Origin of the sequence: Hoylesella marshii DSM 16973 = JCM 13450 (assembly GCF_000146675.1) — a bacterium.
GTDB lineage: Bacteria > Bacteroidota > Bacteroidia > Bacteroidales > Bacteroidaceae > Prevotella > Prevotella marshii.
Genome location: NZ_GL397214.1, coordinates 2,292,038 through 2,309,408, shown reverse-complemented (window position 1 = coordinate 2,309,408; position 17,371 = coordinate 2,292,038). Strand labels below are relative to the sequence as shown.

Annotated in this window: 20 protein-coding genes; 13 read left to right on the top strand and 7 right to left on the bottom strand. The window is 44.7% G+C overall.

The window, feature by feature from the left end:
• The first annotated feature begins 168 nt into the window (after nt 1-168).
• The 13 genes from HMPREF0658_RS09485 to HMPREF0658_RS09425 all read left to right on the top strand — a co-directional run bounded on the left by HMPREF0658_RS09485 (nt 169) and on the right by HMPREF0658_RS09425 (nt 12,082).
• Entirely contained in the window at nt 169-1,413 is a 1,245-nt protein-coding gene (locus HMPREF0658_RS09485) for an MFS transporter (RefSeq protein WP_024991063.1), read from the top strand.
• Entirely contained in the window at nt 1,410-1,973 is a 564-nt protein-coding gene (locus tag HMPREF0658_RS09480) for a bifunctional nuclease domain-containing protein (protein WP_006950444.1), read from the top strand. Before HMPREF0658_RS09485 ends, HMPREF0658_RS09480 begins: the two co-directional genes overlap by 4 nt.
• Nucleotides 1,974-2,008: 35 nt before the next feature.
• Nucleotides 2,009-2,749, top strand: a complete 741-nt coding sequence (locus HMPREF0658_RS09475) for a 16S rRNA (uracil(1498)-N(3))-methyltransferase (protein ID WP_006950443.1) — start codon at nt 2,009-2,011, stop codon at nt 2,747-2,749.
• Nucleotides 2,750-2,765: 16 nt separating this feature from the next.
• On the top strand, nt 2,766-4,133 hold the full coding sequence (locus HMPREF0658_RS09470) for a DUF4836 family protein (RefSeq protein WP_006950441.1): 1,368 nt from the start codon (nt 2,766-2,768) through the stop codon (nt 4,131-4,133).
• Between the two features lie 6 nt (nt 4,134-4,139).
• Entirely contained in the window at nt 4,140-4,784 is a 645-nt protein-coding gene (locus tag HMPREF0658_RS09465; RefSeq protein WP_006950440.1) for an ATP-binding cassette domain-containing protein, read from the top strand.
• The gene (locus HMPREF0658_RS09460) at nt 4,781-5,980 is read left to right on the top strand and encodes a hypothetical protein (RefSeq protein ID WP_006950439.1); all 1,200 of its coding nucleotides are present in this window, start codon (nt 4,781-4,783) and stop codon (nt 5,978-5,980) included. Before HMPREF0658_RS09465 ends, HMPREF0658_RS09460 begins: the two co-directional genes overlap by 4 nt.
• Nucleotides 5,981-6,501: 521 nt before the next feature.
• Nucleotides 6,502-7,755 (top strand): site-specific integrase, encoded by a 1,254-nt coding sequence (locus HMPREF0658_RS09455; protein WP_004352001.1) that lies wholly within the window; start codon nt 6,502-6,504, stop codon nt 7,753-7,755.
• 12 nt (nt 7,756-7,767) lie between these two features.
• Nucleotides 7,768-9,051, top strand: coding sequence for a site-specific integrase (locus HMPREF0658_RS09450; RefSeq protein WP_004351954.1), 1,284 nt, complete (start codon nt 7,768-7,770; stop codon nt 9,049-9,051).
• A 54-nt stretch (nt 9,052-9,105) separates the two neighbouring features.
• The gene (locus HMPREF0658_RS09445) at nt 9,106-9,591 is read left to right on the top strand and encodes a DUF1896 domain-containing protein (protein WP_019208443.1); all 486 of its coding nucleotides are present in this window, start codon (nt 9,106-9,108) and stop codon (nt 9,589-9,591) included.
• 659 nt (nt 9,592-10,250) lie between these two features.
• Nucleotides 10,251-10,520 carry a helix-turn-helix domain-containing protein gene (locus tag HMPREF0658_RS09440; RefSeq protein WP_004351902.1) on the top strand — a complete coding sequence of 90 codons (270 nt, stop codon included), beginning with the start codon at nt 10,251-10,253 and terminating at the stop codon, nt 10,518-10,520.
• A 3-nt stretch (nt 10,521-10,523) separates the two neighbouring features.
• On the top strand, nt 10,524-10,838 hold the full coding sequence (locus HMPREF0658_RS09435; RefSeq protein WP_004352047.1) for a helix-turn-helix domain-containing protein: 315 nt from the start codon (nt 10,524-10,526) through the stop codon (nt 10,836-10,838).
• Nucleotides 10,826-11,461, top strand: a complete 636-nt coding sequence (locus HMPREF0658_RS09430) for a DUF3408 domain-containing protein (protein WP_006950437.1) — start codon at nt 10,826-10,828, stop codon at nt 11,459-11,461. The genes HMPREF0658_RS09435 and HMPREF0658_RS09430 overlap by 13 nt, the downstream gene beginning before the upstream one ends.
• Before the next feature lie 201 nt (nt 11,462-11,662).
• Entirely contained in the window at nt 11,663-12,082 is a 420-nt protein-coding gene (locus tag HMPREF0658_RS09425; protein WP_006950436.1) for a plasmid mobilization protein, read from the top strand.
• Nucleotides 12,083-12,245: 163 nt separating this feature from the next.
• On the opposite strand, the gene HMPREF0658_RS09420 is transcribed toward HMPREF0658_RS09425, so the two are convergent.
• From HMPREF0658_RS09420 to HMPREF0658_RS09395, 7 genes are all read right to left on the bottom strand, one after another.
• Nucleotides 12,246-12,776 (bottom strand): hypothetical protein, encoded by a 531-nt coding sequence (locus tag HMPREF0658_RS09420; RefSeq protein ID WP_006950435.1) that lies wholly within the window; start codon nt 12,774-12,776, stop codon nt 12,246-12,248.
• Nucleotides 12,777-12,808: 32 nt separating this feature from the next.
• Nucleotides 12,809-13,615 carry a hypothetical protein gene (locus HMPREF0658_RS11885; RefSeq protein WP_006950434.1) on the bottom strand — a complete coding sequence of 269 codons (807 nt, stop codon included), beginning with the start codon at nt 13,613-13,615 and terminating at the stop codon, nt 12,809-12,811.
• A gap of 195 nt (nt 13,616-13,810) precedes the next feature.
• The gene (locus tag HMPREF0658_RS11880) at nt 13,811-14,428 is read right to left on the bottom strand and encodes a hypothetical protein (protein ID WP_006950433.1); all 618 of its coding nucleotides are present in this window, start codon (nt 14,426-14,428) and stop codon (nt 13,811-13,813) included.
• Nucleotides 14,429-14,589: 161 nt separating this feature from the next.
• Nucleotides 14,590-14,940 carry a hypothetical protein gene (locus HMPREF0658_RS09410; protein WP_004351919.1) on the bottom strand — a complete coding sequence of 117 codons (351 nt, stop codon included), beginning with the start codon at nt 14,938-14,940 and terminating at the stop codon, nt 14,590-14,592.
• An 11-nt stretch (nt 14,941-14,951) separates the two neighbouring features.
• The gene (locus tag HMPREF0658_RS09405; RefSeq protein ID WP_004351945.1) at nt 14,952-15,701 is read right to left on the bottom strand and encodes a LytR/AlgR family response regulator transcription factor; all 750 of its coding nucleotides are present in this window, start codon (nt 15,699-15,701) and stop codon (nt 14,952-14,954) included.
• Nucleotides 15,698-16,714: a sensor histidine kinase gene (locus tag HMPREF0658_RS09400; RefSeq protein ID WP_004351949.1), complete on the bottom strand. Its 1,017-nt coding sequence runs from the start codon at nt 16,712-16,714 to the stop codon at nt 15,698-15,700. Before HMPREF0658_RS09400 ends, HMPREF0658_RS09405 begins: the two co-directional genes overlap by 4 nt.
• A 203-nt stretch (nt 16,715-16,917) precedes the next feature.
• The gene (locus HMPREF0658_RS09395; RefSeq protein WP_004351958.1) at nt 16,918-17,112 is read right to left on the bottom strand and encodes a helix-turn-helix transcriptional regulator; all 195 of its coding nucleotides are present in this window, start codon (nt 17,110-17,112) and stop codon (nt 16,918-16,920) included.
• Nucleotides 17,113-17,371: the final 259 nt, after the last annotated feature.

Here is a 17,371-nt window from a genome sequence, read left to right as displayed (position 1 = left end):
TCTCGAATAATTGGTTTAGCACTTTAATTTCTTTTTACCACGGCAAAGGTATAACAAAATTTGTAAATGGGTAATCATTTTCTTAAAAATTTTGTCTATGTGGGTGCAATCCATTATCTTTGCAACCCTAACAGAATACCATTAGATAAGAATAAAAACGCAACAGCAATGAATCTGAAAATAAGATTAGCCGTCATGAACTTCCTTGAGTTTGCCGTCTGGGGAGCTTATCTTACTTCGATGGGCACATACTTGGTGAACATCGGCATGGGCACGGAAATTGGGCTTTTTTATGCCATGCAGGGCATCGTTTCCATCTTTATGCCGGCTTTGATAGGCATTATCGCTGACCGATGGATTCCGGCACAACGGCTGTTGGGACTGTGCCATCTGCTCGCAGGATTGTTGATGCTAACTACAGCATATTACGGCGAGACGGCCGGCACGGAAGCCACATTTGGCAGTCTGTTCGGTCTTTACTCGCTGAGTTTGGCGTTTTACATGCCTACGCTGGCACTGACAAACTCCGTTGCCTATACCGCGCTGACGCGTGCCGGCATGGATACGGTGAAAGATTTTCCGCCGATACGCGTCTTCGGCACCATCGGCTTTATCTGCACCATGTGGGTGGTAGACCTGATGGGCTTTCAAGACGACGTGAACCAGTTTCGTACATCGGGCATCATCAGCATCGCGCTCTTTCTCTATACTTTCACGTTGCCTGCATGTCCCGTATCGCATGGCGGCGAGAAGAAGAGTTTTGTAGATGCATTTGGCTTACGTGCCTTTACGCTTTTCAAACAAAAGAAGATGGCTGCGTTTTTCATCTTCTCAATGTTGCTCGGTGTGAGCTTGCAGATAACCAACGGCTTTGCCAACCCTTTCATTACCAGCTTTAAAGATATTCCCGAATATGCCGGTACATTTGGTGTAAACCATGCGAACATCCTCATTTCACTGTCACAAATCAGCGAAACGTGTTGCATCCTGCTTATTCCTTTCTTTATGAAACGCTATGGTATCAAGAACGTGATGCTGATAGCCATGTTTGCATGGGTGCTTCGCTTCGGATTGTTCGGCACAGGCAACCCGGGTAGCGGGGTGTGGATGTTTGTCTTGTCAATGGTTGTCTATGGTGTGGCGTTCGACTTCTTCAACATCAGCGGCTCGCTCTTTGTAGATAAGACCACCGACCCTACTCTGCGCTCCAGCGCACAGGGACTGTTTATGCTGATGACCAACGGTATCGGCGCCTCCGTGGGAACACTTTCGGCACAAGCGGTAGTCAATGCTTACACCACAGACGGCGTCACACAGTGGCAGCACTGCTGGTTTATCTTTGCCGGCTATGCGTTTGTGGTGGGGATATCGTTCGCCCTTATCTTCCGCCCTAAGAGAAAGGAGCAGGCATGATGAACAAAGTAAAGCTCAAACTGAAGAATGTTTCGGAAATCATGGGAACAGAAGACATGGGCGTCATCCTGCTCACCGATGAGGAGGAACAACGGCAGTTGTCGATTGTCTGTGATAAGGCCATGCTCTATCAATTCGGCCTCCGGCAGAAGAAAGTAAAGATAACGGAAAGTATGCTGCCCGAAGTGCTCTGCAAGGTGTTGGCCGCACAGACCGAACTGCGTTTCCAACTGATCATTCATTCGATTACCGATGGACAATACTGCGCCATGCTCGTGAATCTCGATACGCTTGTACCCATCTCCATACGCGCCAGCGATGCCGTACTACTCTCCTACATAGGCAAGATTGCTCTCTTTGCAGAAGAAGAACTGATGAATAAGCAAAGCATCCCGTACGCATCTACAGAAAAACAGATGTCGTTGCCCGTTAATTCACTCAGCGAAGAGATGTTGGAGAAAGCATTGGAGCGTGCCGTAAAGGATGAGAATTACGAATTGGCATCGCAACTGAAAGCAGAAATGGAGAAACGGAAACCCAAGAAAGACGATCGGGTATAAGGCATGTGCCATCGTCATACAGGATAACCCGAATTATGAAAGAGGTAAGATTTTTCTATGTTCCTGATGCGGTTTCGCAAACGGAGTTACCACAGGAGGAAGCCGTGCATGCGTTGCGTGTGCTGCGTCTCAATGTGGGCGACGAAATCTTTCTGATGGATGGCAAAGGCGTTTTCTTTCGTGCAGAAGTATCCATGACTTCCTCCAAGCATTGCTCGTATGTGATAAAAGAATCCATGCCGCAGTGTCCCGCATGGCGCGGGCACATTCATTTGGCTATTGCCCCAACAAAAATGACGGAACGTATGGAATGGATGACAGAAAAAGCCACCGAAGTGGGCTTCGATGCGCTGACCTTTCTGCACTGCCAATACTCGGAACGGAAGACGCTACGCACCGATCGCATGGAACGGATTGCCATCTCGGCCATGAAGCAGAGCCGGAAAGCATGGCTTCCTGCCGTACATCCGCTCATGTCGTTTAAGGATTTCATAGCGCAACCTCACTGCGGCCGCAAGTTCATCTGCCATTGTTACGACGAGATAGACCGCAAAGATTTCTTTACTGAAATAAGCCGCGAGCCCGTCGATGATGCAGACTGTGACGTCTGCGTGCTAATAGGCCCCGAAGGCGATTTCTCTCTCGACGAAGTGAAACAGGCCATCGGCTGCGGCTTTGTGTCGGTGTCGCTGGGGCAGAGCAGACTCCGAACGGAAACAGCCGGCCTTTCTGCCGTGATGATGGCACAATTGGCACGACGCATACAATCACATTGAATAGCCATAACCGATAATGAAACGAATCATAGAAATATTTCTCTTCTCGGCAGCAGGACTGTTTACGGCCTGTTCGGGCAGCGACTACCTGAACTCCGTCCCGCGAGAGAGCACGGCATTGATAGCCGTAGACGTACCTAAGCTGGCGGAATCCACAACAACAGATGGTGAAAAATCCAAGACTTTTCTCCAATCTCTGTTAGGGATAAAAGACGTAACGGACTGCGGCATAGACCTCACGAGCAAGATGTATCTGTTCGTCTCGCCCGACGGGAACCTCGGACTCTGCGCAAAGGTATCTGATAAAACCGACCTCGAAGACTTGTTCAAAGCGCAGCAGAAATGCGGCAACTGCACGCCCATAACCGAAAAGAAGGGATTCCGGTTCACCGTGTTGAAAGACGCGTGGATAGCAGGATTCTCCAAGAACGCCTTGTTGGTGATGGGACCGGTCGTTGCTGAAGCCAAGGCGGAACTGCAACGGCAGATGGTGAAATACCTCGACGCAGAGGAAGAAAACGGTATCAAGGCCTCCCCACTCTACGATCGTCTGGAAGCGATGCAGAGCAGTGTGGCCATGGTTGCGCAGGCACAGGCATTGCCGGAGAAGTTTGTTGCGCCTTTCACACTGGGTGCCCCGAAAGACGCTGATGCCTCGCAGATATGCTTAGCTGCGGAAATGAGGGTGCAAAAAGACTGCTTGCAGATTACGGGCGAGGCTTTCTCGTTGAATTCAAGCATCGACAAAGCACTGAAAGGTGCCGCCCAGTCCTATTGCCCCATCCAAGGGCAATATATAAAATGTATGTCAGAAGATGCCGTGATGGGATTGTTTATGAATGCAGACGGTCACCGTCTCCTCGATTTACTGCGCTCGAACAAGAGCTTGCAGTTGATGCTTGCCGGCATCAATGCTGCAGTAGATATGGATAAGATTATCAGGAGCATTGACGGAGATGTAGCTTTCATCATCCCAACCTACCGTGAAAACGAACTGCAAATGATGATGGGGGCACAGTTGGCCAAGCGAGATTTCTTAAGCGATGTGACATATTGGAAGAAATCGGTGCCCACCGGAAGTCGCATCACCGACGAGGGGAAAGATGCCTATCGCTTCACCGATGGCACAACGAACTTCTATTTCGGCGTGTCGGCCGACAATCAATTCTACGCCGGCAGCAGTGCAGAACGGGCGAACGCCGTGCTCCATCCCTCGCGCCAACCCATGCCCTCGACGCTCCTCAACGAGATGAAAGGTCAAAAGATGTGTATGATTCTCAACCTCGACGCATTGCGCAAGAGCAACGAAACCGTGAAGACTGTCCTCTCACTGCTCACACCTCTTTTCGGCGATGTCCATGCCGTGGTGTATCGTTTGAAATAAAAGGATATGAAACAGATAGTATTCGATAACGTCGTCCCCGAAGTGTTTGCACAGAAAGGCGAACTGCATTCGGAGATATGGCGTACCCACGTTTCCTTTGATAAGGGAAAGACCTATCTCGTGGAGGCCGACAGCGGTATGGGTAAAAGCACCTTTTGCAGCTACATCGTGGGCTACCGCAACGATTACAGCGGAACCATACGCTTCGACGAGCAAGACATACGCACCTTCCGCATCACAGAATGGACAAACATTCGCTGTCAACACATCAGCCACCTGTTCCAAGAGCTGCGCCTCTTCTCAGAGCTGACCGCCTACGAGAACGTGGAAATAAAGAACAAACGAACAAACTTCAAGACCCGCGAAGAGATTCTCTGCTGGTTCGACCGCTTGGGACTGGCCGACAAGGTGGACACGAAAATAGGACGCATGTCTTTCGGGCAGCAGCAACGCGTAGCCCTTATACGCGCCTTGGTACAGCCTTTCGATTTCCTCTTTGCCGACGAGCCCATCAGCCATCTCGATGATATGAACGCCAACCTCATGGGGCGTATCATGATGGAAGAGGCGCAGACACAGGGCGCAGGCGTTATCATCACGAGCATTGGCAAGCACATTGCGCTGAACTACGATAAAACTCTCAAGCTATGAATCTCGTTTGGAAACTCCTCCGTCGCCATATCAGCGTGCCCCAGTTCGCAGGCTTCTTCTTTGCCAACCTCTTCGGCATGCTCATCGTTCTGCTCGGCTTTCAGTTCTACAATGATGTGCTGCCCGTGTTTACGGCAGGCGACAGTTTCATGAAAGCCGACTACCTCATCGTCAGCAAACGCATCGGCATGGCCGGTACCCTATCAGGACGCAACAATACGTTCAACGCTTCCGACATCGACGACCTGCAGGCGCAGTCCTTTGTCAAGAGGTTGGGCAAATTCACCTCTACCGAATACAAGGTCGATGCCTCGATGGGCGTGAACGGACAGCCAATACTCAACTCCGAGATATTCTTTGAAAGCGTGCCAGACGGGTTTGTAGACGTACCGCTCACAGCGTGGAAATACGAGGCCGGCAGCAAAGAAGTGCCCATCATCCTGCCACGCACCTACATCAACATGTATAACTTCGGCTTTGCGCAGAGCCGCTCGCTACCCAAGATTTCAGAAGGGCTTATGGGCATGATAGATGTCAATATATTTATTCACGGCAACGGACACGAAGACCGTTTCAAAGGACGCGTCATAGGCCTCTCCAACCGACTGAATACCATCCTTGTACCACAGGCTTTCATGGATTGGAGCAACAGCTACTACGCACCGGGCAACGCCATGGCATCCACCCGCCTTATCATGGAAGTAAGCAATCCGGCCGACGAACACATTACGAAATACCTCGATGCAAAAGGCTACGAAGTAGAGAGCGACAAGTTGAATGCCGAGAAGACCACCTATTTCCTCCGGATGGTAGTGAGCCTTGTCATGGCCGTCGGACTGGTTATTTCCCTGCTTAGCTTCTATATTCTCATGCTCAGCATCTACCTGCTGGTGCAGAAAAACTCCTCGAAGCTCGAAAACCTCCTGCTCATCGGTTACAGTCCGGCGAGAGTATCTTTGCCCTATGCCCTTGTCACAGTGACACTCAACTTCTCTGTCCTCCTGCTCTCGCTCGTTCTTCTCTCTTTCATCAGAAGCTATTACATGCGTATCATCGAGGCTTTATTCCCGCAAATAGAAGACAGAAGCATACTGCCGGCCGCGCTTGTCGGCGCCGTGCTCTTCATTGTTGTCACGCTTATCAACCAGTTCGTTATCCGCCGCAAGGTGATGCGAATATGGTATCGCAAAGACTGAGTCCGCTCACTTTCCCGCCCGCTCTTCCTGCCCTTTCTCAGCGAAGCCCCCGCTTCTCTTTCCCGCCTAACCCCTGCTCGCATAGGGCTTTGCCCCTGTCCTTGGGGGCTTAGCAGCATCAGCTTTGTCGCTCCTCCCCCTCATTCCCTTTATTCGGTCGGCAACCAACAGTCGTTGCATGCTTGTAAATGTTAGTATTATCAACGACTCCTTTCTATCTCTCACCGTATTCTTTAGCAGTTCTATGCGGAAGTATGGGAGTAGAAAGCAGAATATGGCATAAAATTCATATCTGACTGAAATACAGCGGATATTGCTTGTTTCTTCTTAGGGTTGCATCATAGAAAACAGGCAGAAAAGGGAGCGAAAAGGAGGGAGTTCAGTTACCAAATCGTTCGACAAACGATGAAAGGAAAAGGACGGCTGAAAGTGGTAACTAAAACGGTGTTTTCTCTTTCATTATCAATGTTTTGCATCGCTCAAAGTTCCTCAAAGAAGTGTAATTTTGCAAGTAAAAAACAATGGAAAAAGAAAAATTCAAGCTGCTTTTCTACCTCAAGAGAGGTACGCAGGACAAAAACGGAAAAAGTCCCATCATGGGACGCATCAGCGCAGGACGCTCTATGGTACAGTTCAGTTGCAAATGCTCGTGTACTCCTCGTTTGTGGGATAGTCGCAAGAACCGACTGCTGGGCAAGAGTGCCGAAGCCGTATCGGTAAACAAGGAACTTGACCGCCTACAAGTGAGCATACACAAGGTTTATGAGTCTCTTTCGGGTAAATCCGATGCTCCCATCACGGCAGAGCGAGTACGGGAATTGGTGTTCGGGCTAAACAGCGAGGCGCAGGGACTGCTTTATCATACGGACGAGTATATCGACCGCTTCCGTGAGCGTGTGGGCATAGACCGCAGCGAACGCAGACTAAAATGCCTGTTGCTCTTTCGCAAGCATCTGGCAAACTTCGTCAGGTATCGCTACCATGTGGAGGATATTCCCGTACAGAAAGCCGATGCCGCCCTTGTCAAGGACTTGGAAGACTACTTCGCCAAAGAAAAGGGCTTCAAGCTCAACACTTCGGCTGGTTATCTCTCCATGCTGGCTTCCTTGCTCAAAGACCTGCATAAACGGCATATCATTGACACCTATCCCTTCATCAACCATTCCATTCGTTGGGAAGTGGGTACTCCACGTTACATCACGAGGGAGGAGGTAAGTCGTATCGCAGCCTTGGGAGAAGATAAATTGCAAGGCTATGAAAAAGTGTCGAGGGATATGTTCCTTTTCTCCTGCCTGACGGGACTTTCCTATACCGACGTGTATCACTTGACGGAGCAGCACATCTTTCACGAAGCGGGAATGACTTGGATACGCAAGCCGAGAATAAAGACGGGCAACGTGTGCCACATCCCCCTACTTCCCGAAGCCGCTGCCATTATCAAGCGTTATCGGGGCATTCACACGAGGGCTTTCCGACACGAACCGCCCAAGGGGTATCTGCTGCCCATACCCGGATGCGACACGGTAAACATACACCTCAAAAAGATAGCACGGCTTTGCGGTATTCAGAAAACGCTGACCTATCACATGGCACGGCATACCTTCGCATCGCAGATGACACTGTCGAAGGGCGTGTCCATTGAGAGCGTTTCCAAAATGCTCGGACACAGTCAAATCAAAACCACGCAAGTGTATGCGGAGACTTCTCCCGAGCGTGTCTTTCTGGACATAGAGAAAATACTTCCACAACTCGCACATTATCAACTGACCAACTAAAACCGCAGCACAATGAAAAGTACATTTTCCATACTATTCTACACGGACAGAAGCAAGACCAATGAACACGGAGTATGCGTAATCCGTTGCCGTATCACCTGCAATGGTACGTCCTCATCGTTTTCCACGCAGTTGCAAACTTCCCCCGATGAGTGGCTTGCCCGAAAAGGGCGCATCAAGGCGACAGCAGGTAATTCAAGCGGCATCAATCTGCAACTGAACTCAATCGAAGAGTGCTTGCATTCACTCTATGAACGTACACTAAGGGAAGAAAACTATATCACGGCGGAATACCTCAAGGAGCGTTATATGCAGCAAAGTCGCCCTATGCCAACACTTGCGGAGCTATATCAATCCGTTTGTGAATACAAGGAGGAATTGCAGGGCAGAACCTTAAGCAAGGCAACCGTCAGGGCTTTTAAGGACAGCTACAAGAGTTTTGTTCATTTCCTGCAAGTAAGGGACAGGGCAGACTGTATGCCCACAGAGGTGGACAAGACTTTGCTTGAGGACTATCGCCTTTTCATGCTTCGGGACTTGGGAAACAAGGAAAGCAGTGTCGGCAACCGCCTACGCCACTTGCATCAGGTCATTCGCAAGGCATTGCAGGAGCGATACGTTCGTGAAGACCCTTTTGAACTCATAGACATAGAAACGCCTACCTACGAGCGCAATGCACTTACGGCGGACGACCTGCAAAAACTCTTGGCTTACCGTCCGCACCGCTCAGTGGACAACCATTGCAGACTTATTTTCCTCTTGGGCTGTTTCACGGGGCTGGCATTCTCAGACTTAAAGAAACTCCGAATGGACGATGTTTATACATTCGGGGATGGGCGTAGGTACATATCGCTCTGTCGCACAAAGACACAGAACAGAAGTATTGTCCCGTTACTGCCCATTGCCGAGAAAATACTCGCCATAGTGAGCCCCGGACGAAGGGAGGGGCTTTTCTTTCGAGAGTTTCCCAGCAACAGTAATTTCAATAGAACTATTCAGGAGATATGTATTAAGGCAGGACTGCCACCGCATACCCAAGCGACCTCGCACACCGCACGGCACACCTTTGCCACGACCATCTGTCTGGAGAACGGACTTCCGATAGAAACGGTGAGCAAGATGCTGGGGCATCGCTTTATCTCCACGACCGAGATTTATGCACGGGTGACCAAGAGCAAGATTGCCAAGGAAATGCAACCCCTGATGGGTAGTGAGCATACAAGGGTACTGCGTAAAGCCTTACGGCTGTGTCCGTCAAGAACACCGAAAAAGTCAAGTCCCATAATTGGGATGTAACAGCCGTAATGAATGATTCAAAAAAAGAAGTCCAACTTTTTAACAAGAAGAACAATGAAACAGAAGAACAAAAAGGAAATTTCCTACTTCCGATTGAAGTTGGAAAGCTATATGAGTGAACATCACCCCGAGCGATTGGGAGACAAGGAGCTTATCACGGCAAGAGCCGACATGGCACTGACAGCCTACTGCGATGCCGTGGCGCAAGGTTTTAATCATTTAGAAGCAGAAAGAATAGCAAGTGAAGTGCTTTTCAGTGGACTGCATTTCTCAAAGTACGATACCCTTGTTTCTGTCTTGGAGGACGAGTTTGAGAGGGAACTTCCTACACCGCTCCCCGAGAGGCTTTCGCTTTTATTGTTGGCGGACAAGGCTGTTCAAGCCACATTCGCCAAGTATGAACTGACGGACGCATTTGCCGCAAGCGGACAATACGACCGTCTTTACACCGAACTGACAGGCACGATAGTGCTGCTCATCGAGAGCAACAACCTGCCAACGGTCAAACAGACGGAGGAGGCAAGCCCGAAGGCGTTGTAGGCAAAGGCGCACGCAAAGTTCCTGATGCCGTTTCTTATCGTGCAAAGGTACAACGGCAGCCTGTCTGCCCTGCAAGGTCGAGTCCTGCGGATGGAGAGAAGAATCTCCACCGTAGGATTTTTCTGTTTCAAGGTGGTATTGCCATTTTCTATATCCATGCGGTCGTATTCATCTCTCCCAACCTTGCAGGGCTGGGCTGCCGTAGAGAGTATAGGCACGACAAGAATACGGCATACTCAGGCTCTTTGGACGCAAGGCGTAACAACTAACAACAGATAGGACTGACGATAATACGGACAATCTATTGTTTGTACAATTTGTTGTCATGACTATCTGTTGTCAAAACTATATATCGTCAAAATAATCTATCGATAAAACTATCTATCGACACTTCGACATCTCGATTTGTCGAACTATCGAATTATCGATAAAACAACAAAATAATAAAAGGAACGAACCGGCACCTCATCTCATTACCGCAATAACACAGACGGATTTCCTTTGTTTTTCTATTGCCTTCTTTCTATTTCCCTGCTTATCCTCATTTCTTGCAGCGGTGCTTCCGAGGGTTTACTTTTGCACCCGAGAAGTACGGCAATGGACTGCATAACAGTTTGTTTGCTGAGTAACAATAAAGTAATCAAAACAAAATTAAGGCAATGAAACTCATTATCATCGACCGCAAAGCGTGGGAGCGACATCGCTCCGAATTTGCAGACTTTATCCATCGTGTGGAGAAACTCATCGGTAATCCTCCTGAGACCGAGCAATGGCTCGACAACGAAGCCGTGTGCAAGCGTTTGGGCATCAGCAAGCGTACCCTACAATCATACAGGGATACGGGTAAAATTCCTTATTCAATGATTGGACATAAGTGCTATTACAAGGAGAGTGACATCATGGAGATACTGAACTCAAAAAATGAATAAACAATGGCAGAGAACGAAATCATTACACAGCAAGACCCTCAGATGCAGATGTTTGCACAACTGATGGAGGGCATCTTAAAGAAACTGGAGCGTTATTGCGCCACTGCCCGTCCGATGTTGGGTGGAGAGGTTTACCTCACTGGTGAAGAGGTTTGCAGCCAATTACAGCTCAGCACACGTACGCTCCAAGAGTACAGAAACTCAGGAACGCTTCCTTTCTACAAAATCGGAGGGAAGATACTCTACAAGCAGAGCGACATACAAGCCATGCTTGAAAAACACTATAACCCGATACCCAAGAAATTATGGCAAGAATAGATGAACAAAGGAAACAGCGCTTGGAACAAGCCATTAGAGATATGGGAAATTATGGCGTTAAGCTCCGCAAGCCCGAAAAGTTGCCCGATTTTGACCAGCCCTCCGATTATGAAGAGGAGAAGAATAGATTTGAGCCTATAAAAATGGATGAAGATGATGAAGAAGAGGCTTTGTCCGAAGAGCCATTGACAGCGGAAGAGAAGCGAGAAAGAATATTGGAAGAAGCACTGAAACGGATGGCAGAGGACGGAACTACCGGGATTCCTTCACGGCGCACTGCGATGTTTGACCCTTCAGATGATGAAGATGCTTCGGAGGAAAAAATAATCAGCTCAGAGAAAATTAAAACGGGCACGGAAGAAGTTTCTCGTCAAGTGGGTAAGAGCAAGACGAAAGGCAAGGACAGAGAGGACTTAGCCCGGTTTCAAGGGAAATACCTCCGCCCCTTTCGCAACAGCCATCGCAAAGCTGTGTATGTGTCAGAGGAAACCCAACGAAGATTGGACTTCGTGGTGCGGAAAATCGGTGAGCAGGGAGCGAGCGTTTCAGGATACGTGGAACAAGTGCTTCGGGAACACCTCGACCAATACAAGGAGGATGTGGAAAGATGGCGGAAACTCTGAACCACTGCATTCCTCGAATGCAAACCCCTGCCGAGTTACCGCATTCACAGAATGCAGTAACACAGCTGGGGCTTATCAACCTCTTTCTTGATATTGGCAAGGTGTGTCTTTGTACCACAAATTGCCATTTGTCCCACAAAGACCCTTGCCCCGAAAGGGGATTAAATCACTCCAAAGTCGTGATTAGAAAACATAGAAACAATGAAAAGAAAGAAAACAAACAAGCCTGATGGCAAATGCACCACCTGCCCCAAATGGAACAGATGGCATATCAGAATACCTAATCCCAAAGACCAGCAAAAAGTCATCGAATTATATCGAAAGTCTGGAGCAAAAACAAAGAGCGATTATCTAAGGGCAAGATTACTTGGAGAATCTTTCAAGGTTATCACAGAGAATTCTTCTAATGAGAAATACATGCGTGAACTCACTAACATAATATCCCAAATTTATAAGATTGGTGTTCTCTATAATGAAGCAGTCAAGACACTTAACTGCTACCACTCAACAGCTACCGCCCAAAGAATGCTCCGCAAAATCGAAACTTATTCTGAAGCAATCATTAAACTGCAAGTGCAAGCGATAAAACTAACAGAGGAGTATTCCATGATTGTTGGGTAAATCATAATTTAACGTGAGTTCGACGGATTAAAACATCTGATTTTGTCGAACTCACGTTAAGTTACAATTTATTTTCTGTTTAATACAGATAAAAGATGGATAGAGGATAAGTAGTATTGCTGTTTTTACTTACCCTCTATCTTTATAACAACAGTTCTTACATTTAGTTCTTATTAGGTCGTCCACCCAAGACTAATCCAAGGGTTAAGCCATAGGTGTTAAATCCTTTACGTGTTACCATGACATGTGTGTTAACTCTAATTATATGCCATAATTCCACACCAATTTTAGGCATTATTACAGGGGATGTTGCATTTATATCCATGAACTCATCTCCCACGGTTTGATTAAAACCAACACCTAAGGCGACATTGATGAAAGGATTTACTTTTTGCCCCTGTCGAAAATTGTAACCACCCGTAGCGGCCAAAATCATAGTTCTGTTAGTCTGCCATTTATCGCTATTCCTATCATGCCAGAAATCACGCCGTGCTCCATCCGTCTGCAGTAGAAAGCCACAATCCCAAGGTGTGTTCTTGATGTTGTATCGAAGATTCACTGCTAATGATGGTCCAACTAATTTATCCCCACCATGATACTGGTCAAGAGGCAAAGTAATACCAAAGCCAAATTCAGTTTCAAGACATTTGACAGGTATCTCTTGCGCGTTACACGCAAAAGATACCATTATCATGATTGAAAAGACAATACATCTTAACATAATTCTTAATATTTATAGAAACGTACTCCACGCCATTGATTGTCATAATAAGCGGCACCAAACACATCCAGTTTATTAATGTCAAACTCGGAAGGAAGGAAACCTGTAATGCCTCCAGCATTAGTAAACGAAAATCCGAATGATCTATCAAAGATTACCGATTTTGATTTACAATTAGTGTATTCTTTCACTCCTGTAATATACGGATGTTCCTTATTAAACTCAATATTGGTATTACCCCATACTAAGTAAGCCATCATAGGATCTGTTGGTGTAATTCTTTTCTTTACTGGAGAATAGATATACTTATTCTCCAATGATTTTAATTGAGAATAGACGGCCTTCGCTGGTGCTTCATAAAGTTTGTTGCCTACCTTCTCACGCCAATCTTTATCTCCAATCTTAATTTCGGGAATCAGGCATATTATATCGTCTGTCCAATCTTTTATGAACTTCAATTTATGATAGTTACCATAGAAGAATTTTGACTGAATATTATTTATTGCACCCGTGAAAGTATTCCAATTCGTATTCATTGTAGGGTTAATGGTGGAATAGTTTCTTGGATTGTTGTATTTCATAACTCCATCTAAACCATTAAATCCAATTACGATCTTGGAAGCTTTTTCACCTTTCCAATATGGGATGCCTAAGAACTTTTTCCTTTTCTGCATATTTACTTTTATACCAGCACTAGCATAAAATCCATAGTTCACATCAAACACTTTCATCTGAACACGATGTTTTTTAGAGAAGTTGTTTTCGCGAGACACATCCTTGCCCCTGAGCCAATCGAAAAACTTTTGTACCACGCTATGATTCTTCCATAAATATGAGTTCGTATTATAACCCACGTGAAAAGCATTCTCTGTATATGTGTCATTAGATGCTGCTCGAGTTAGAGTTGCTGTTATTGGTTCGTCTACAGCCTCAAATTCAGAATATTGAATACTTTTATCAGAGAATGTTCTTGTGAAAGTAACATTCTCATCAAGAGCGACAGAAGCTCATGGATTTACTTTAAGCTTAAGTTCAGGATTAAATGTTCTGATAGATTCATCAAGCAGCTTCTCTTTCTTGACATCAATGGAGAATGTCCCCTGATCTGTGATTTTATAAAGTCTACCTTCCACGCATACACGAAGAGTTGTGTCAACCATGTGTGTCATAATATCATCAAAGAGCAGATTCTCTGCCTTCATAACATTATATTCGTCTTGGGTCATCTCTTCCAACTCATCCAGTCCTTTTAGGTCCTCATTGGATATGCTGTTGACTTTTTGATCAATACTAGCTTCAGAGTTCGCGCGTGTTATATGGCGACCATTAGCAAGACGTTCACTCAAATCTGCTACAGATTCAAAATGAGCCCCACCAATTGCTCTTGTGTTAGGGAGAAATTTTTGACACGCAGAGGCTCCTGCGCCGTCTTCCGAATATTGCTCCACGAAATTTTGTAGACTCTGGACTGTGGGAAACACCAAGTAACCCTCGTTCGAAACTGAAACTGACGAAGTCGCAGATTGGTTAGTGGTCTGTGCTGTTTCAGCACCTGGACTAAGGTCTTCTGACGAACAAGCTGTAATGAGACTTGCAGTCAACATAAGAAATACTAATTTTTTCATGTTGAGTTTTATTTAGGATTAAACGATTAGTGTCCCAAAAGTAAATTATATATAGTATTCTGCAAGTCGAAATGTCATGAAACGGAAATAAATGACGGTGAAACGGAAGAAATCGCGTTCAAACTTTTTATCTACTTTCTAATAATTGGCAAGTTTTGCTACTATGGATCGATTTTTTGAGCAGATTCCGTAATTTTGCACTTGCTTGTTGAATCCGCTTTTATTTGTTGCGCACTATCGGTCTGTTCTATCTCGTAATTCTCAATTAATTCCCTTTTCTTTTTCTTCTTTTGTTCTTTCCTGGCCCTTATGATTTCTCCAACATTAATTTGATAAGGTTTCGTGTCATACTCTCGCGTGAAAACAGGGGTACCTGTTTTGGGGTCAGTGATTGATTCCACGACCTCCTCCTTTACTATTTCTTTAAAAGTGTTGCATGATGACATTAATAGTAAAACTATCAATGAACCAAAAGCATAAAAACACAAAGAAGTTTTCTTTACTTTTCCCATAAGGCATGAGTTTATTTGTTAAGCCATTGCTTGAATTTGCTGGCTCTGGTTTTGCTGATTATTATATTATTATCGCTGCATCCCTTGATCCTAACATGAAGTTTAGAGCTGAAAAAGAATGAAATCTTTTCTAAGTAATTGATGTTGGCGATATATTGTCGATTAATACGAAAAAATATGTCAGGATTGAGGGTTGTTTCTAAATCTGACAGACCGTCGTTCATGACATAGACTTCACCATCATGTGTATAAGCCACTACTTGACGTTCTCCACTATAAATGCAACTGATTTCGTCAGCTTTCAATGGGACTAACTCGTCACCCTTGGTAACCAAAAAGCGTGAGCGCCATATTTGCATATCCCGTGCCACTGCAGACAGTGCGGTAGGTGGAGTAGCTTTATGTAATAGCATATTGATTTTATCCAAAGAGTTGAACAGATCTTTACTATTCACAGGTTTAAGCAAATAATCTATGCCATTTGATTTGATAGCATTCATTGCATATTCATCATATGCAGTTGTAAAAATGACGAAGGAGGTTGGCATGTTCAACTCAAAGGCTTCAAATACAGTATGTGCACCAAGCCTTATGTCTGATATGATTAAATCATAATCGTGGTCACTTGTAAGAAAGTTCTTGACCTCATCAGTTGTTTGGAATGGACCAAGGATAGTAATGGAATCATCGTAATCCTTTATCAATCTAATGAGGCGATTGGCACTTAATGTCTCATCTTCTATAATAACAATCTTGTTCATTTTTCAATAATTGGAACGTATACTGTAAATTCTGTGTTGCTCTCCCTAATATCAATACCTGTCCCTGTCTCGATGATGTATCTTTGTTGCAAATTTTGCAATCCCATACCTAAGGAAAAGGAAGGTTTCGTCACATTGTCTTTGTTTGTTTGAATATTGTTTGAAACTAAAATTTTATTATCCTTGCGATCTATACATATAATCAATGGGCTTTCACGGGAAGCCAAATTATGTTTAATCGCATTTTCCACAAGGACTTGTATGCTCATTGGCAACATATACTCATTACTATTTATAGGGAAATCAGCAATACGGAATACAACTGACTCTCCGAACCGCACATGCAATATCCCGGTATAATTCTTTGCAAAAAGCATTGCTTCTGACAACGGAACTATATCCATGTCAATTGTTTTTAATACATGTCTGTACACATTTGCAAGACGAAGCGTAAATTCTTCAGCCTTAGCCCCGTTTTCTCTTGTCAACTCAGCCAAGACACTTAGGCTGTTGAATAGAAAATGTGGATCTAACTGAGCTTTGAGAGATTTCTTCTTAAACGATATATATTCATTATAGTGACTTTCAACGATCTTTGTATAGTAATGATTCACGTTGATCAATCCTATGAGAGATGCAATTAAGGCAAAGATATAAGAGTTTCCCCAAAAATCATTATCAGGGACATTGCTACAAATTACGCCCTCATAAATAAACTCACAAATAAAAGCAAGAATTATATTTATAAAAATCACGCACCATGCAATTCCTGTTAATTGCTTATTTGTTATATGCTGACGTTTCTCAGACAGTTTAATAAGCTGATTACATATAAAAATGCTTGTCAAGGAGAATAATGAGCAATAAACAAAATCTTCAATAATTTCACTTGAATGGTTTAAAACACTCCGTGAAAAATCATCATAATCTCCAGCAAGCCATATCACATCATAAAGAAAAAATGTTATGATAGTGATTAGCAACCATTGTTTAATCTGATGTTTTGTTTTCATTTTTTGCTCTAAATTTATAACGAATTGTCAAAACACTCAATTTTATGATTAAATAAGTGCAGGAAGGTACTGACATACTTCGTTTTTAGACCTTTAAAGGAAACATACTTGATTCATACCCATAAGATACATGAGAGTTGGAATTTCACCCTGACGTCCTCGCAGGAAACAGACTTTAATATTTTATCTTCCATACCTACTTCTTATTTATCGACAATTAAGTCCTTGATATTCACGGATAGATATTCCGCTATTTTATTCAGCAAGTCTAAAGAGGGTTGTTTGCGATTGCTGCAATACGCATTGATTGTACTGAAACTCTTGCCAAGTTCCTTTGCCAATTGCGTTTGGGAAATTTCTTTTTCCACAAGCACAAGTTTTATTCTGTTCAGTTTCATCTTCCAAGTCTTTGATTTACAATTATCAAATGCAAAGATAACAATTATATTTCATCAAACCGCTTGTTTTACGATATATTTATAGATTTATTTTGTATATCTATCCTTTTGTAATTATTTGAAAAGTAAAAAGAATGGAACAACAAGCACTTTTTCTCTAATTCCTACTGCTTTTCATAAAGAAATCATTATCTTTGCAACATAGAATTAACGTGTTCTTTGAAGCATTGCAGAATAAAGAAAGGAAAAGAAACTCGCT

Coding starts and splice junctions, on each gene's coding strand:
- HMPREF0658_RS09465 (WP_006950440.1), top strand. CDS start 4,140: ATGAAACAGATAGTATTCGATAACGTCGTCCCCGAAGTGTTTGCACAG.
- HMPREF0658_RS09400 (WP_004351949.1), bottom strand. CDS start 16,714: ATGAAAACAAAACATCAGATTAAACAATGGTTGCTAATCACTATCATA.
- HMPREF0658_RS09405 (WP_004351945.1), bottom strand. CDS start 15,701: ATGAACAAGATTGTTATTATAGAAGATGAGACATTAAGTGCCAATCGC.
- HMPREF0658_RS09460 (WP_006950439.1), top strand. CDS start 4,781: ATGAATCTCGTTTGGAAACTCCTCCGTCGCCATATCAGCGTGCCCCAG.
- HMPREF0658_RS09410 (WP_004351919.1), bottom strand. CDS start 14,940: ATGGGAAAAGTAAAGAAAACTTCTTTGTGTTTTTATGCTTTTGGTTCA.
- HMPREF0658_RS09450 (WP_004351954.1), top strand. CDS start 7,768: ATGAAAAGTACATTTTCCATACTATTCTACACGGACAGAAGCAAGACC.
- HMPREF0658_RS09440 (WP_004351902.1), top strand. CDS start 10,251: ATGAAACTCATTATCATCGACCGCAAAGCGTGGGAGCGACATCGCTCC.
- HMPREF0658_RS09425 (WP_006950436.1), top strand. CDS start 11,663: ATGAAAAGAAAGAAAACAAACAAGCCTGATGGCAAATGCACCACCTGC.
- HMPREF0658_RS09445 (WP_019208443.1), top strand. CDS start 9,106: ATGAAACAGAAGAACAAAAAGGAAATTTCCTACTTCCGATTGAAGTTG.
- HMPREF0658_RS09470 (WP_006950441.1), top strand. CDS start 2,766: ATGAAACGAATCATAGAAATATTTCTCTTCTCGGCAGCAGGACTGTTT.
- HMPREF0658_RS09430 (WP_006950437.1), top strand. CDS start 10,826: ATGGCAAGAATAGATGAACAAAGGAAACAGCGCTTGGAACAAGCCATT.
- HMPREF0658_RS09485 (WP_024991063.1), top strand. CDS start 169: ATGAATCTGAAAATAAGATTAGCCGTCATGAACTTCCTTGAGTTTGCC.
- HMPREF0658_RS09455 (WP_004352001.1), top strand. CDS start 6,502: ATGGAAAAAGAAAAATTCAAGCTGCTTTTCTACCTCAAGAGAGGTACG.
- HMPREF0658_RS09435 (WP_004352047.1), top strand. CDS start 10,524: ATGGCAGAGAACGAAATCATTACACAGCAAGACCCTCAGATGCAGATG.
- HMPREF0658_RS11880 (WP_006950433.1), bottom strand. CDS start 14,428: ATGAAAAAATTAGTATTTCTTATGTTGACTGCAAGTCTCATTACAGCT.
- HMPREF0658_RS09395 (WP_004351958.1), bottom strand. CDS start 17,112: ATGAAACTGAACAGAATAAAACTTGTGCTTGTGGAAAAAGAAATTTCC.
- HMPREF0658_RS09480 (WP_006950444.1), top strand. CDS start 1,410: ATGATGAACAAAGTAAAGCTCAAACTGAAGAATGTTTCGGAAATCATG.
- HMPREF0658_RS09420 (WP_006950435.1), bottom strand. CDS start 12,776: ATGATAATGGTATCTTTTGCGTGTAACGCGCAAGAGATACCTGTCAAA.
- HMPREF0658_RS09475 (WP_006950443.1), top strand. CDS start 2,009: ATGAAAGAGGTAAGATTTTTCTATGTTCCTGATGCGGTTTCGCAAACG.